Source organism: Pontibacter sp. GD13, from assembly GCF_058216355.1.
The window spans coordinates 347,401-363,010 of sequence record NZ_JBYZMQ010000002.1; the positions used below are offsets into that span (position 1 = coordinate 347,401).

Sequence of the window (15,610 nt, forward strand, 5' to 3'; positions counted from 1 at the left end):
GTTAGCCTAATAAAAATATGCTTTAGAGCTTGATTGATTTGAAAATAGGGTTTTTCTGATGCGAATGATAGCGGCTCATCTCTAAATTGAAATTGATGATTAAAAGCATACCCATTCTCCTTTGTTTATGTATCGGGCTTGCGCAACCCTTTCATGGCCTGGCCCAACAGCAAAAGAGCAAGGAAACAGCGCCAGTGTATGTTGACAAGCAAGGCGTGCTGCGCTGGGAAAAAGATAACCACGAGGCCGCTTTTTTCGGTGTCAATTATACGGTGCCCTTTGCTTATGGCAACCGCTCTCACAAAGCACTGGGGGTTGATCTTGAAAAAGCCATTGACCAGGACGTGTATCACCTGGCCAGGTTAGGCTTTGATGCTTTCCGGGTGCACGTTTGGGATACGGAGATATCCGATTCGGTGGGTAACCTGCTAAACAACGAGCACCTGCGCCTTTTCGATTACCTGGTATACAAACTGAAGCAGCGTCATATAAAGGTGTTGGTTACACCCATAGCTTTCTGGGGGAATGGCTACCCGGAGCCAGACGAAAAGACACTGGGTTTCTCCAGCGTGTACAACAAACAGCAAGCTGTTACGCAAGAGGCTGCCTTTCTGGCGCAGGAGCGTTATCTGGATCAATTTTTCAGGCATGTAAACCCTTATACCAAACTGACCTACCAGGACGACCCGGATGTAATTGCTGCGGAGATCAACAACGAACCAAAGCACACGGGCACCAAAGCACGCGCCACTGAGTATGTTAACCGCATGGTAACGGCAGTGCGCAGCACCGGCTGGACCAAGCCCCTGTTTTATAATATCAGCGAATCCCCGGCTTATGCCGATGCAGTGGCTAAAGCAAATATTGACGGTGTGAGTTTCCAATGGTACCCCACGGGGCTGGTTGCCAACCGGACGCTAAAAGGAAACTACCTGCCGCATGTAGACCAGTACAGCATCCCGTTTGATACCATTCCGGCCTATGCAAACAAAGCCCGGATGGTGTATGAGTTTGATGCCGGCGATATCCTTCAATCGGTGATATACCCTGCCATGGCGAGGAGTTTCAGAGAGGCGGGTTTTCAGTGGGCAACCCAGTTCGCCTACGACCCCATGGCAACAGCCTATGCCAATACCGAGTACCAGACCCATTACCTTAACCTGGCTTATACCCCTTCTAAAGCCATCAGCGCACTTATCGCCTCCAAGGCCTTCCACCAGCTGCCCCGCTTAAAATCTTATGGCACTTACCCAACAGACAGCATATTTGGGGCGTTCCGGATAAGTTACAAAGAGAATCTAAGCGAGATGAATACGGAGCAGGCGTTTTACTACTCAAACACCACCCGTACTAAACCAGCTAATGCGGCCAGGTTAGTGCATATTGCTGGCGTCGGCAGTTCGCCGGTGGTAAAGTACCAGGGGCTGGGCGCTTATTTTCTGGACAAATTGGACAACGGGACCTGGCGCCTCGAAGTCATGCCCGACGCCATTCACATCCGCGACCCGTTTGCGAAAGCGTCTCCTGAAAAAGAGGTGACACGCATCCAATGGCGTGCGCACGAGATGCACATCAGTTTGCCGGATCTGGGAAACGACTTTAGCCTGAAAGGGCTGAACACCGGCAATGTCCACACAGGCAAGACAGACAAAGGCACCGTCCGCGTTACACCGGGCACCTACCTGCTGTTGAAAAAGGGCAGGCACTTTGACCCGAAAAAGGCTGGTAAGATAGCAGGGGAAATAACGTTGGATGAGTTTGTGGCGCCGCAGGCAAAAGATATGGAGCCCTTTGTAAGGCTAGAACCATTAGCGGAGATTTCGTCTGGCAAGCCCTTTGCCTTAAAGGCGACCATCGTGGGCCTGGAGGCAGCAGCTCAGGTAAAGCTAGCAATCAATAACTTATCAGGTGAGTACAAGGTGCTGCCCATGCAACCGACAACGCCATATACCTACGAAGTCGAGGTTCCGGTTGCGCTTACTACGCCGGGTATGCTCCAATACCGCGTGATGATCGAGCAACCAAATGGCAGCTTCCTGACCTTTCCGGGGGCGCATAAGGGAAATCCGTGGGCCTGGGACTATTACCAGGGTGAAAGCTGGCAGACGTTCGTGGCAACACCGCAGGGTGCGCTAGCACTTTTTGATGCCGGCAAGAACAGGGAGATTATGGTTTACCCCAACCTGTGGAGAAGCGATGAGCGCCAACTAATTGCCTCAGAAAAGCCGGGGCAGCTGGTGCTTCGCCTTGCTTCCCAAGAAGTGCCCGAAGAAGGAGTAATCGGGTTTCAGTGTTATATTGGAGACAAGCTTCAGGGTAGAGCGTCAGAGCTTACTTCGTTTACCAAACTCGTGGTCCGGGCCCGCACGGCGCTAAAAGTACCCGTGCAAGTTAGGGTAGCGCTGATTACAGACGATGCAACCGCCCATGTGGCTTATTTTACTGTAAACCAGGATTTGCGCACTATTGAGATTCCGTTAAACAGTCTACAGCCTGCCGAATCTATACTTTTGCCAAGGCCATACCCTGGGTTTCATCCCTTTTGGTTTAAGCCGGCCAAGTCGGCGGCCTTCCGGTTGGGCAACACCGAAAAGCTGGAGATCCTGCTTGGCAAAGATGCCCCTGTTGGCAATAAGAACAAGGCAATGAGCCTGGATATTGAATCGGTGCAGCTACAAAAATAGCCAGGTGCTCTTTTAATTAAATAGCCAACAATTAAACTATTTAACCAAGTATAAACTATGCGCAAGAGCAGGAAAGGCAGTTTATCCCATCATTCACTTTTAACCTATTTTGCGCTTTTTACGCTGTCTGTGTGCATAGCAACTGGTTGCCAGTCACAAAGATCCGGCGCGTCTTTATCTCCGGAAACCCCAGCAGCATCTGTTGTGAAGTTTAACGAGGGATGGGAATTTGCAAGGGATGTGGATACAACCGGAGCCGGTGCCCGGCTCTCGGATAGGGAAAACAGGCAGGAAGGCTGGCAACAGGTTTCGCTGCCCCACACCGCACGCCTGGAGCCCATAGAAAAGGTTACGCAACAATGGCAGGGGGATGCCTTTTACCGGAAAACATTCACGGTTCCCGTCTCCGAAAAAGGGAGGCACCTTGCCGTTCAGTTTGAGGCGGCCATGCAGGTGGCTGATGTTTACCTTAACGGCAAACATGTTTTTAAACACCAGGGGGGATACCTGCCATTTTATGTAGACTTGTCGGATAAGGTTTTATTCGGACAGGAAAACGTGCTTTTGGTGAAGCTTGATAACCGTGATAATCCGGAGGTAGCCCCGGGTAAGCCCCTGGCCGACCTGGACTTTAACTACTACAGTGGCCTGTATCGGAACGTATTCCTGATCAAAAAAGACAAGCTGCACATTTCAGACCCCATTGCCGCCAACCGTGTGGCCGGAGGGGGCATCCTGCTGCATTACGATACGGTATGCAAGGCTTCTGCCACCCTGCTGCTGCAGACAGAGGTGAAGAATGATCACAACGCGTCTCGCAGTGCCCGGATCCGAGCCACTTTAAAAGACAGACAGGGGGAAGTTGTAGCCGAAACCTTATCGGAGCCGCAGGAAATACCAGCAGGTACCTTTGGCCGATTCGATCAAAAGTTAACGCTGCCAAATCCGGAATTGTGGTCTCCGGATTCGCCATACTTATACGCGCTTTCAGTTGCCCTGGTGCAGGACGGTGATGTGCTGGAGGAGCAAGTGGTTAAAACGGGGGTGCGAACGTTCCGCTTCACCCCGGGAGCCTTTTATCTGAATGGCGAGAAGCTTTTTCTGCGCGGCACCAACCGCCACCAGGAGTATCCTTACGTGGGCTATGCCCTGTCAGACAATGCCCGGTACCGCGATGCCTGGAAAATAAAACAGGCCGGGTTCAATTTCGTCCGGACGTCGCACTACCCGCAGTCCCCCGCTTTTTTAAGCGCCTGCGATGAACTGGGTATCCTGGTAATGGATGCTATACCCGGCTGGCAGTTTTTTGGTAAGGAGCAGTTTCAGAAAAACACGGTCCAGAATGTCCGGGAAATGGTGCGCCGCGACAGAAACCACCCCTCAATTGTGCTATGGGAAGCCTCGCTAAACGAGTCGGGCATGTCGGAGGAATTCATGCAGCGAACGCATGCTGCCGTGCACCAGGAACTGCCCTTTAAACAAGTATATACCTGCGGGTGGATGGATGCGGTGTATGACGTGTTTATCCCGGCCCGGCAGCATGGCAAAGCACCGGACTATTGGAACAAATACACTAAACAGAAGCCGCTGTTTATCGCAGAGTATGGCGATTGGGAATACTATGCACAGAATGCAGGCTTTAACCAGAAACAGTACGGCGACCTGAAAGAGGGGGAACGCACCTCCCGGCAGTTACGCGGCTTTGGTCAGAAGCGGATGTTGCAGCAGGCCCTCAATTACCAGGAAGCCCATAACAGCAACCTTCAGGGCCCCGCAGTAGGGGATGCCAACTGGCTGATATTCGATTACAAGCGCGGGTACGCGGCAGACATTGAAGCCTCGGGCATCATGGACCTGGTGCGGTTGCCTAAGTTTGCCTTTTACTTTTACCAGAGCCAGGCAGGTCCGGACCTGGGCGCAGAAGCTGTATTCGGTAAACCTATGCTCTTTATCGCAAACTACTGGAACGACCCTGCGCTGAAGACAGTGAAAGTTTACAGCAATGCCGATGAGGTGGCCTTGTCGCTAAACGGTGCTCTGATCGCCAGGCAAAAACCCGACAACGACCGCTATTCCAGCCACCTCAAACATCCTCCGTTTACTTTTGAAGTAAAGCGCTTCGAGCCCGGCACCCTAACCGCAGTAGGGTATGTAAATGGCACACCTGTGGTTGAATCCTCGCAAAAAACCCCGGGGAAGGCAGCTAAACTGGGTCTGCAGGTTGATGTGAGCGGCAAAGCCGTGACGGCAGGGGTAAACGATGTGGTGTTTGTGTATGCTTCGATATTAGACTATAACGGCACATTGGTGCCTCAGGCAGCTAACGCAGTAACCTTTCAGGTAACAGGAGATGCGGCGCTTGTGGCTACCAACAGCGTGCATGCCGAAGCGGGTATAGCCGCCATACTTTTAAAAATCGGGAAAAAGGCTGGTACAGTTAAGGTTACGGCACAGGTGCCTGGCTTGCAAGCGGGAGAGATAAGTATTGAGGCACAGCCTGAAAATTAAGTGGACCTTACGAAATGACAACAACTAAAATAAAGCTCCACTATATATTTAAGCTAGATATTTTTAAATTTATCACGTTCCGGTCCATTACCTGGACAAATAAGATTTGAGTGGCTTATGCAAGAAATCATCATAGCTAAATTTACGGAACTTTTCGGTCAGGCACCTTCCCTGTACAGATCACCGGGCAGGGTAAACCTGATAGGCGAGCACACCGATTACAACGATGGCTTTGTGTTGCCCGCAGCCATAGACAAGGAGATCTTTTTTGCCATAAATGCAAATGGTACCGGGCACATCCGGCTATATTCCCTGGATATGCAGGAGCTGGAGGTTTTTGCGCTGGAAAGTATTGAGCCGACAAATTCCAACTGGGCAAATTATCTTTTAGGTGTAGTGGCGCAATTCCAACAAGCGAACTATCCTCTGCAGGGGTTTGATCTAGTGTTTGGGGGCAACATTCCGATAGGGGCAGGCTTATCGTCATCGGCAGCTGTGGAGTGCGGACTGGCCTTTGCCCTGAACGACATTTTCGGATTTGGCCTGGACCGCTTTTCGCTCGCTAAAATGGCGCAAAAGGCAGAACATGAATTTGCCGGCGTCAGGTGCGGAATCATGGATCAGTTTGCCAGCCTGTTTGGCAAAAAAAATCACGTTGTGAAGCTGGACTGCCGCTCGCTTGAATATGCCTACTATCCCTTTGACATGAGCCAATACCGCATTGTGCTTTGCGATACGCAGGTAAAACATTCCCTGGCCTCATCAGCATACAATACCCGGCGCCAGGAGTGCGAGTCGGGTGTGGCGTTGCTGCAGGCGTACTACCCTGGCATTACCAGCCTGCGCGATGTCACGATGGCTATGCTGGAGAAACACCAGGAGGCATTTGATGCTGTAGTTTACAGGCGCTGCGCCTATGTGGTGCAGGAAAATAACAGGGTAGCGGAGGCCTGCCAGGCCCTGCAGCAAAACGACTTGCGCCTGTTTGGTGAAAAAATGTATGCCTCGCATGCCGGTTTGCAGTTTGATTATGAGGTAAGCTGCCCTGAGCTGGACTTTCTGGTAGCACAGGCTAAGCAACAGGACGCGGTACTCGGAGCCCGCATGATGGGCGGTGGATTTGGCGGTTGCACCATAAATATTGTATTGGTGTCTGCCCTTGATCAGTTCATAGCCAGCTTAAGCACTGCCTATGAGCAGGAATTTAAGATCCCATTAAAAACTTATGTAACAGAAATAGTGGACGGCAGCAGCCTGGTGAGCTGAAGGGAAGTAAAATAACATGGTGAAGTATGGCAACGCTGATTTATCGGTAGCGCCGGAAGCAAATGATTTATGGAAACATTTAAGTTAGCAGAACATCCGCACCGGCGTTATAATCCTTTATCAGGGGAATGGGTGCTGGTATCGCCCCACCGGGCCAGGCGGCCGTGGCAGGGGCAGGAAGAAGAAGCCCCTGCAGACAACAGGCCGGAGTACGATCCTGCCTGCTACCTGTGCCCGGGCAATGTGCGGGCAAACGGGGCGCAGAATCCAGCTTATGAATCAACCTTCGTTTTTGAGAATGATTTTGGTTCTTTGAAGCCGGACACTCCTGCCGGCCATTACGAAAAAAACAATTTACTGCGCGCGGAGAGTGAGCGGGGCATAAGCAGGGTTATTTGCTTCTCGCCGCGCCACGACCTGACTTTGGCAGATATGGCCGTGGCGGATATCCGTAAGGTGGTGGACCTGTGGCAAGTGGAATACGAGGAGTTGGGTAAACTGGACTTCATCCATCACGTGCAGATCTTTGAAAACAAAGGGGCCGTGATGGGCTGCAGTAACCCGCACCCACACGGGCAGATCTGGGCGCAAAATTCCATACCGAATGAGCCCGCAAAAGAGACGGCCCAACAAACCGCATATTTTAACCAACACAATCGCAGCCTGCTTTCGGATTACCTGGCAGTGGAGATGGAGGAGGAGGCACGGGTGGTCTACCAGAATACTTCTTTCGCCGTTATCGTGCCTTTTTGGGCCGTATGGCCCTTCGAAACCATCCTGATCAGCAAGCGTCATTTTCAGCACATCGGCCAGATGACCGTAAGCGAGAAAGATGACTTTGCAGAGGCCATTAAAAAAGTCACAAGTGGGTACGACAAAGTTTTCAATACCTCATTCCCTTACTCCTCCGGCATTCACCAGCAGCCAACCGACGGACAGGCATATCCGGGGTGGCATTTTCACATGCATTTCTTCCCGCCCCTGCTTCGTTCTGCCACCATTAAAAAATTTATGGTTGGGTACGAAATGCTGGGTAGTCCGCAACGCGACATTACACCTGAAACCAGCGCAGAACGACTCAAAGCACTGATGTAAAATAAGAGTTCATTTACTTTTCAAAATAAAAGACGTTTCAAAATATTTATATTCAAGAATATTTATGTTTATTGTCTGTGTTATTTCAGTTGTCCAAATTATAACAAGTCTCCTATGAACCTCTCCGCACTGGATTTAATCATCTTTGTTGGGTATTGTATCTTAATTATTGTGATCGGTATTCTTGTATCGCGTGAAAAGAAAGGTCACATCAAGAACTCTACTGATTACTTTTTGGCCAGTAAAGCTTTGCCCTGGTGGGCGATTGGAGCCTCCCTGATTGCATCGAACATTTCAGCGGAGCAATTTATCGGCATGTCAGGCTCTGGTTATGCGATTGGGCTCGGTATAGCCAGTTACGAGTTTATGGCTGCCATTACCTTGTTGCTGGTGGCTAAGTATTTCCTGCCTATTTATATTAAGGAGGGAATTTTTACGATGCCGCAATTCCTGAAACTGCGTTATGATGATCGGATCAGAACCAGTTTGGCCGTGTTCTGGATCATGCTCTATATTTTTGTGAACCTAACCACAGTACTGTACTTATCAGCCCTTGCTTTGAGTGTGGTAATGGGTGTGACTACTTTCCAGGCCATCGTTGGCTTAGCAGCCGTGGCGGTTGCCTACTCGATCTACGGCGGACTGAAGGCAGTTGCCTGGACGGACGTGGTGCAGGTGGTGTTTCTGGTGCTGGGTGGGCTTGTTACCACTTTTCTGGCCCTGGACCAGGTAAGTGGCGGGCAGGGTGCCCTGGCCGGTTTCTCGCAGCTGTTAGAAACCGTGCCTCAGAAGTTCGATATGATCCTGGAGGAGTCTAACCCTTTTTACAAAGATCTGCCTGGCATGACCGTGCTTTTTGGCGGTATGTGGATTGCCAACATAAGCTACTGGGGCTTTAACCAGTACATTATACAACGCGCGCTGGCTGCCAAAAGCGTGAAGGAAGTGCAGTGGGGTTTGTCGTTTGCGGCTTTCTTAAAACTGTTGATTCCGTTGGTGGTTGTGTTGCCTGGTATCGCCGCGTTTGCGCTTAACGCCGACATCAGCCGTTACGATGAGGCGTATCCCTGGTTGTTGAACAACATTGTGCCGACCGGGCTCAAGGGACTTGCCTTTGCTGCACTTATCGCCGCTGCCTTGTCCTCTTTAAGTTCTATGATGAACTCTACGGCTACCATCTTTACCATCGATATTTACAAGGCGCACCTTAACAAAGATGCCAGTGAGAAAAAGCTGGTTACTGTAGGCCGACTGGTGAGTTTAGTGTCCATCCTTATTGCCATTATGGTGGCCGAACCGCTGTTGGGCGGCGAAGAGCAGATCTTCCAGTTTATTCAAAAGTATACAGGCTACGTAAGCCCGGGCATCATGGTGTTGTTTGTTTTTGGCTTGTTCTGGAAAAAGACAACCTCCAATGCGGCCCTGGCAACAGCACTGGCTTCTGTGCCGTTCAGTATCGCCATTGACCTGACCTTCCCATCCATGCCCTTCCTGGATCAGATGGGGGTGGTGTTTCTGCTGCTTTCGACTTTGATCATTTCCTATTCCTTGTATGAGAACAAGCGAAAAGGCACTGTTCCGGAGAATTATGTTCGCATTGAAAGGCAACTGTTTAAAACGGATGCCATATTTAATGTGGCCGCCATGTTTATAGTGCTGGTAACAGCGGCTATATACATTGTTTTCTGGTAAGCGACATTTGTTGAAACTTACCTGACATCAAGCTACTTTTTGTTTCTCAAATTAATAAAGTGGATTGCAGGAAAATTAAGTAGCTTTAATGATGTTTGAAGATAGAAACAAAACTATGAAAGGATAAATTTGAAGTTATCGTAGATGCCTGTTTCAGATTTATTTACGTATAATAGAAACCTTCTTCGTGCACAGTTGGTTAGTCAATTAGAAAAGCTGTTTCTTAAAAGTTAGTGTCTTGTGTTGCGTCCAAATCAGTGGTGTGGCCTCAGGCTCAACAAGTAATGTTTAAGTACTGAACAAGGCGTTACATGAAGCTGATGCTAAAGGTGGCGTTATGTATTGTACCAGGCAAAGCCGTGGAAGCATCAAATTGGTGACATGCGAAAGATATAGAATCAGGAGTACCTGTTACGCTGATTCGCAAGCTCTGTAAACAAACTAAGTACAATAATTATCTATATAAAATTAACATGCTTAGAAACTGCCGGGTCATACGGGCCTGACAGGCGTACTTTACGGGAGAACGAGTATCTTTACCTACTACATGTATTTCATCATTACTCATACACATAAATATGCAAAAAAAGTCTACTAAACGGATTAGCTTCGGCTTAACCATGGCCTTGTGCTGCCTGTATATACCGGGTAACGTGCAAGCCTTTAATGGGGACGGTGGTTTTACTGCGGGGAAATCCAACTCTGCGCTAAGCTACCTGACAGACGCTCGTTTACAAGCCACTACCCTGACAGGTAAGGTTGTTAACGAAAATGGTGAGGGCCTGCCTGGAGTAACAGTTGTTTTAAAAGGAACGACTATTGGCGCCTCTACCGATGTGAATGGTAACTTTTCGCTGGCGGTGCCACAGGCGTCCGGCTCGCTTGTGTTTTCATTCATAGGCTATACAACACAGGAGGTACCAATCGGAAACAAAACCAGTTTCACCATCAGCCTGCAACCCGATGCAAAAGCCTTGCAGGAAGTTGTAGTGGTAGGTTACGGTACGCAGAAAAAGAGTGACGTGACAGGATCTGTTGCTACTGTTTCTTCAGATGATTTCGTGAAAGGGCAGGTTACTACGCCTGAGCAGCTTATACAGGGCAAAGTGCCGGGGGTGCAGATTACTTCCAACGGTGGCGCGCCAGGTTCCGGTAGCACAATCCGAATCAGGGGAGGCGCATCGCTAAACGCCAGCAACGATCCGCTGATCGTAATCGATGGTGTTCCGGTGGCCAACACAGGTGTGTCCGGCATGGCAAATCCGCTTAGCTTTATTAATCCGGACGATATAGCTACTTTCAGTATTTTAAAGGATGCTTCGGCTACGGCTATCTATGGTTCTCGCGCGTCGAATGGTGTGATCATCATCACCACCAAAAAAGGCAAAGCGGGACAAAAATTCGGAGTTAATTTCTCAACGCAACATTCTATTTCAACGCTTCCGAACAAAATTGATGTGCTGTCTGGTGATGAGTTCAGGACCTTGGTTACTGAAAAAGGAACTCCTACGCAGCAGGCACTTTTAGGGGATCAGAGCACTGACTGGCAGGACCTGATATACAAGAATGCGTATACCACAGACAATAACATTAGCTTTAGCGGGGCATATAAGTTTCTGCCTTACCGGGTGTCTTTGGGTTACCTGAACCAGGATGGGGTGCTCAAGACCTCAAACTTTGAAAGAACTTCCTTAGGTGTTAGTTTAAGCCCTACCTTCCTGAACGACAACCTTACAGTGAATGTCAATTTTAAGGGGGCTAAAACCAACAGTGTTTTTGCGAACGAAGGTGCCATTGGAGCCGCTATCATTTTTGACCCTACGCAGCAGGTGTATACCGGTACTGACAAATACGGCGGCTACTTCCAGTGGGAAAACAACGGCGTTTTCAATACCGTTGCTCCTGCTAACCCCCTTAGCTTGCTTAACCAGATAGATAACAAAGGTGAAGCTAACCGTTACATCGCCAACGCACAGTTAGATTATAAAATGCCTTTTCTGCCCGCTTTGCGCGCTAATTTAAACGTAGCGACAGACCGATCGGATAGTGAAGGCAAGATAGTTACCAGTGCTGATTTTGCCCCTAACACCTTTGGAGTAGAGACAGTAACGCGCTATGCGCAGAATAAAGAAAACAACCTGTTGGATTTCTACCTGAATTATCAGCAGGATTTAGGTGCTAAAAATCGAGTGGATGCCACGGTTGGTTATTCTTATCAGCAGTTTATTGACGAGGCGCCTGATTTTGCTTTTCAAGACAGTGAAGGGAACCCCATCGGAACTCTTCCCGATTTTATACCTTCTTATAATGAGCTTAGGTTAAAGTCTTACTTCGGAAGGCTGAACTATACCTTCATGGATCGCTACATCTTAACCGGAACAGTTCGTTATGACGGTTCTTCCAGATGGGCTGAAGAGAATAAGTGGGGAACTTTCCCGGCACTTGCTTTTGCCTGGAGAATCAGTGAAGAAAGCTTCCTGAAAGAGGTGAGCTTTTTAACCGACCTGAAACTAAGACTAGGTTATGGTATTACAGGTCAGCAGAATATTGGTGATAATTATTTCCCTTACCTGGCCCGTTACTCACGTGCAGATAACACAGCACAATACCAGTTTGGTAATCAGTTTATCCCAACTTTCCGAGCAGAAGGGTACGACTCGGGCATTAAATGGGAGGAAACAACCACTTATAATGCAGGTTTAGATTTTGGTTTTGTAAACAACAGAATTACGGGTAGCTTGGATTATTTCTTTAAAGATTCTGAAGACCTGTTAGCAGTAATTACAGTTCCTGCCGGCTCTAACCTGACCAACCGCCTCTTTACAAACGTGGGAAGCCTGGAAACAAAAGGTCTGGAAGCGGCCTTAAACGTGGTGGCCATCAGCAATGACAAGTTGTACTGGAACATCGGTTTGAATGGCACCTGGATCGATCAGGAAATAACCGCCTTGAGCAAGGTGAACAATACTGATTTTGAGGGCTATGATGTAGGAGGCTTCTCGGGAGGCGTTGGTAATAATATCCAGAAATTCAAGGTTGGTTACGCACCTTACACGTTCTTTGTATACAAGCAGGTGTACGGGGCTGATGGCAAGCCGATAGAAGGCCTTTATGCCGACCTGAACGGTGATGGTGTGATCACAACCGATGATAAGTACCTGTACAAAAAGCCCGCCCCTACCTTTAACATGGGTTTTAACACGCAGCTTACTTATGGTAACTGGGATCTGAACATGGTCGCCCGTGCTAACTTTAACAACTACGTATACAACAACGTGTACTCTAACCTGGGTGCCAGACAATCTTACTCCTTCTCCGGGTATCTGAACAATGTGTCCAGCAATGTGCTGGAGACTGATTTTGACAAGTACCAGTACTGGTCGGATTACTACATCGAGAACGCTTCTTTCTTCCGTATGGATAACATTACACTTGGTTACAACTTCGGTAGAATTATGAACGACAAGGTTGGGCTTAGAGCCACGGCCAACGTGCAGAATGTGTTTACCATTACCAACTACAACGGCATCGACCCGGAGCATTCTTCTGGTATTGATTATTCCTTATACCCTCGTCCAAGAATTTACACGCTTGGCTTTAACGTTAACTTATAATATTTAATTTTTGTAGCTCATGAACACTAGATTCATAAGAAATATAGCGCTGGCCGGAGTACTGACCGTTACGGTGGCTGCCTGTGATCAGAGCCTGGACATCACACCGAAGTATGATGTGGTTTCGGCTAAGGTTTACCAGGATTTTGCAAACTATAAGCCTATTCTGGCGAAGCTTTACGCTGGCTATGCGGTAACGGGTCAGCAGGGCCCTGCAGGCCGTCCGGATATCGGCGGTATTGATGAGGGTTTCTCTAACTATCTGCGTCAGTACTGGCAGGCACAGGAGCTTACCACCGACGAGGCCGTAATAGGCTGGAACGACGGTAACCTGCGTGATCTGCACGACATGGACTGGAATTCTTCGAACGAGTTCCTGCGTGCGCTTTACGATCGTATCTTCTACCAGGTATCGCTTACCAACGAGTTCATCCGCGAAACTACGGACGAGAAACTAAGTGCGCGTGGAATTACCGGTGCTAATTTAGAGGAAGCCAAGAAGTTTCGGGCTGAAGCGCGTTTCCTGCGTGCATTAAGCTATTGGCATGCCCTGGACCTGTATGGTAATGTTCCTTTTGTGACCGAGAACGATAAAGTAGGCTTCTTCCTGCCGGAGCAGACCAAGCGCACCGACCTGTATACTTATGTTGAATCTGAGCTCAGGGCCATTGAGGGAGATTTAGTGGCTGCCCGTCAGAATGAGTTTGGCCGTGCCGATAAAGCCGCTGCCTGGACACTGCTAGCCAAATTGTATCTGAATGCAAATGTGTACACGGGCCAACCAAAGTATACAGAGGCTATCACCTATGCAAAAAAGGTGATTGACGCGGGCTATTCACTTACACCGGACTACGACAACCTGTTCCTGGCAGATAACGACAAGTCTAACGAAATAATATTTGCGATTAGGTTTGATGGCTTGAGAACCACCACCTGGGGAGGTATGACCTACCTGGTGCATGCACCGGTTGGTGGTAGCATGAATCCTTCCAACTTTGGTATCAACGGCGGTTGGGGAGGTCTTCGTACCACTAAAGCCTTCGTTAATAAGTTCAGCGATATCAGCGGCAATACCGATGATCGGGCAAACTTCTATACAGCCGGACAGGATCTTGAAATAAATGACCTGTTTACCTTTACCGATGGCTACGCCATTGCTAAATGGAAGAATGTTACCTCTACTGGTCAGGTAGGCTCTGATCCCTCAGGCAACCACCCGGATACGGACTTTCCGATGTTTCGTTTGGCGGACGTTTACCTGATGTATGCAGAAGCCGTGCTTCGTGGAGGTTCTGGAGGCGATATGGCCTCTGCTTTGCAGTATGTGAATAATGTTCGCAACAGGGCTTTCTTAACTCCGGCAAGCGGCACTATCACCCAAAGTCAGCTAAACCTGGACTTTATACTTGCAGAGCGCGCCAGGGAACTGTACTGGGAAGCCCACCGCAGAACCGACTTAATTCGCTTCAACCGGTTTACCACCGATAATTATATCTGGCCATGGAAAGGCGGCGTGAAGGAAGGCAAGGCTGTTGAGCCTTTCCGTACCCTGTTCCCGATACCGTCAACAGACCTGACTGCTAACCCTAACCTGAAGCAGAACCCAGGATATTAAGACCTTTCAGGGCACTTTCTGGTAACAATACCAATCAGGAAGTGCCCCCTTTTTAAACTCAAAAAATTGTTTTTTATGAAAAACTGGCTAAATAAATCCTTTCTATTCATCTTGGTCTCGCTTGCGCTTGTGAGCTGTGAGAAAGACGAAGACATGGTGTTCGTATCGGAGGGTACGAGCCCAGCTCTTTCTATGTCCACAACTGACGTTGTTCTTTCCAAGGATAATGCAGCTGGTGAAGCTGTTAAGTTTCAATGGTCAGCTTCTGATTTTGGATATGCTGCGGCAGTTAACTATACCCTCCAGGCTGTTCAAAAAGGAGGTAACTTCAGCGAAGCTAAAAGTGTTAAACTTGGCCCTTCTTTGAATAAAACATTCACAGTAGCTGAATTGAACGCCTTGGCTGTTCAGATGGGATTAAACCCTAATAATAAAGCCGATGTTGCGTTCAGAGTGATGGCTGAAATTGCACCTTCTGTTGCTCCTGTCTATTCAAATGTGGTGTCTGTTAGCGTTACGCCTTATCTTGACATCATTGAGTATCCTTCTTTGTGGGTGCCTGGCAGCCACCAGGGCTGGAACCCTGCATCAGCTCCAAAGGTATCATCGGTAAATGATAATGGTGTTTATGAAGGGTATGTAAACTTCCCGGATGCTTCTAACAAGTTCAAGTTTACGCCTGCTCCAAATTGGGACAATGATTTTGGTGGTACAAGCAGCGGCAACAAGGGAACCCTTGCTGCTAAAGCCTCGGACCTGGAGGTGATGGGAGCGGGGTACTATTTGTTAAAAGCAAATACCAATGACATGAAGTGGGAGGCTATCAAAACAACCTGGGGTGTAATTGGAGACGCTACTGCAGGAGGCTGGGACTCTGATCAGGACCTTACCTACGATGCACAGAATATGGTTTGGAAAGCAACTTTAAATCTGGCAGCCGGTAAAAAGATCAAGTTCAGAGCGAATGATGCCTGGGATATTAACCTGGGAGATACCGGTGCCAATGGCAGTCTGGAGTATGGCGGCGACGATATACTTATTGAAGAAGGCGGCACTTATGAAGTCATTTTAAACCTTGGCATACCGGGTAACTATACTTATACTTTAAAGAAGAAATAAGTCTAAGATTTTGTCAA

8 protein-coding genes are annotated in these 15,610 nt (G+C 48.6%); all 8 read left to right on the forward strand.

Going from position 1 to position 15,610, the window contains the following annotated elements; all coding sequences use genetic code 11:
- The first annotated feature begins 95 nt into the window (after positions 1 to 95).
- The 8 genes from AC4BAN_RS05180 (at position 96) to AC4BAN_RS05215 (ending at position 15,593) form a co-directional block, all read left to right on the forward strand.
- Positions 96 to 2,684 carry a cellulase family glycosylhydrolase gene (locus tag AC4BAN_RS05180; protein WP_490563312.1) on the forward strand — a complete coding sequence of 863 codons (2,589 nt, stop codon included), beginning with the start codon at positions 96 to 98 and terminating at the stop codon, positions 2,682 to 2,684.
- Positions 2,685 to 2,741: 57 nt separating this feature from the next.
- Positions 2,742 to 5,192 (forward strand): glycoside hydrolase family 2 protein, encoded by a 2,451-nt coding sequence (locus AC4BAN_RS05185; RefSeq protein WP_490563313.1) that lies wholly within the window; start codon positions 2,742 to 2,744, stop codon positions 5,190 to 5,192.
- 117 nt (positions 5,193 to 5,309) lie between these two features.
- Positions 5,310 to 6,458, forward strand: a complete 1,149-nt coding sequence (locus tag AC4BAN_RS05190) for a galactokinase (RefSeq protein WP_490563314.1) — start codon at positions 5,310 to 5,312, stop codon at positions 6,456 to 6,458.
- 69 nt (positions 6,459 to 6,527) lie between these two features.
- On the forward strand, positions 6,528 to 7,553 hold the full coding sequence (locus tag AC4BAN_RS05195) for a UDP-glucose--hexose-1-phosphate uridylyltransferase (protein WP_490563315.1): 1,026 nt from the start codon (positions 6,528 to 6,530) through the stop codon (positions 7,551 to 7,553).
- A gap of 114 nt (positions 7,554 to 7,667) precedes the next feature.
- Entirely contained in the window at positions 7,668 to 9,245 is a 1,578-nt protein-coding gene (locus tag AC4BAN_RS05200) for a sodium/sugar symporter (protein WP_490563316.1), read from the forward strand.
- Between the two features lie 578 nt (positions 9,246 to 9,823).
- Entirely contained in the window at positions 9,824 to 12,859 is a 3,036-nt protein-coding gene (locus AC4BAN_RS05205; RefSeq protein WP_490563317.1) for a SusC/RagA family TonB-linked outer membrane protein, read from the forward strand.
- Positions 12,860 to 12,878: 19 nt separating this feature from the next.
- Positions 12,879 to 14,474: a RagB/SusD family nutrient uptake outer membrane protein gene (locus tag AC4BAN_RS05210; protein ID WP_490563318.1), complete on the forward strand. Its 1,596-nt coding sequence runs from the start codon at positions 12,879 to 12,881 to the stop codon at positions 14,472 to 14,474.
- A gap of 75 nt (positions 14,475 to 14,549) precedes the next feature.
- Positions 14,550 to 15,593 (forward strand): SusE domain-containing protein, encoded by a 1,044-nt coding sequence (locus AC4BAN_RS05215; RefSeq protein ID WP_490563319.1) that lies wholly within the window; start codon positions 14,550 to 14,552, stop codon positions 15,591 to 15,593.
- The last annotated feature ends 17 nt before the right edge of the window (positions 15,594 to 15,610 follow it).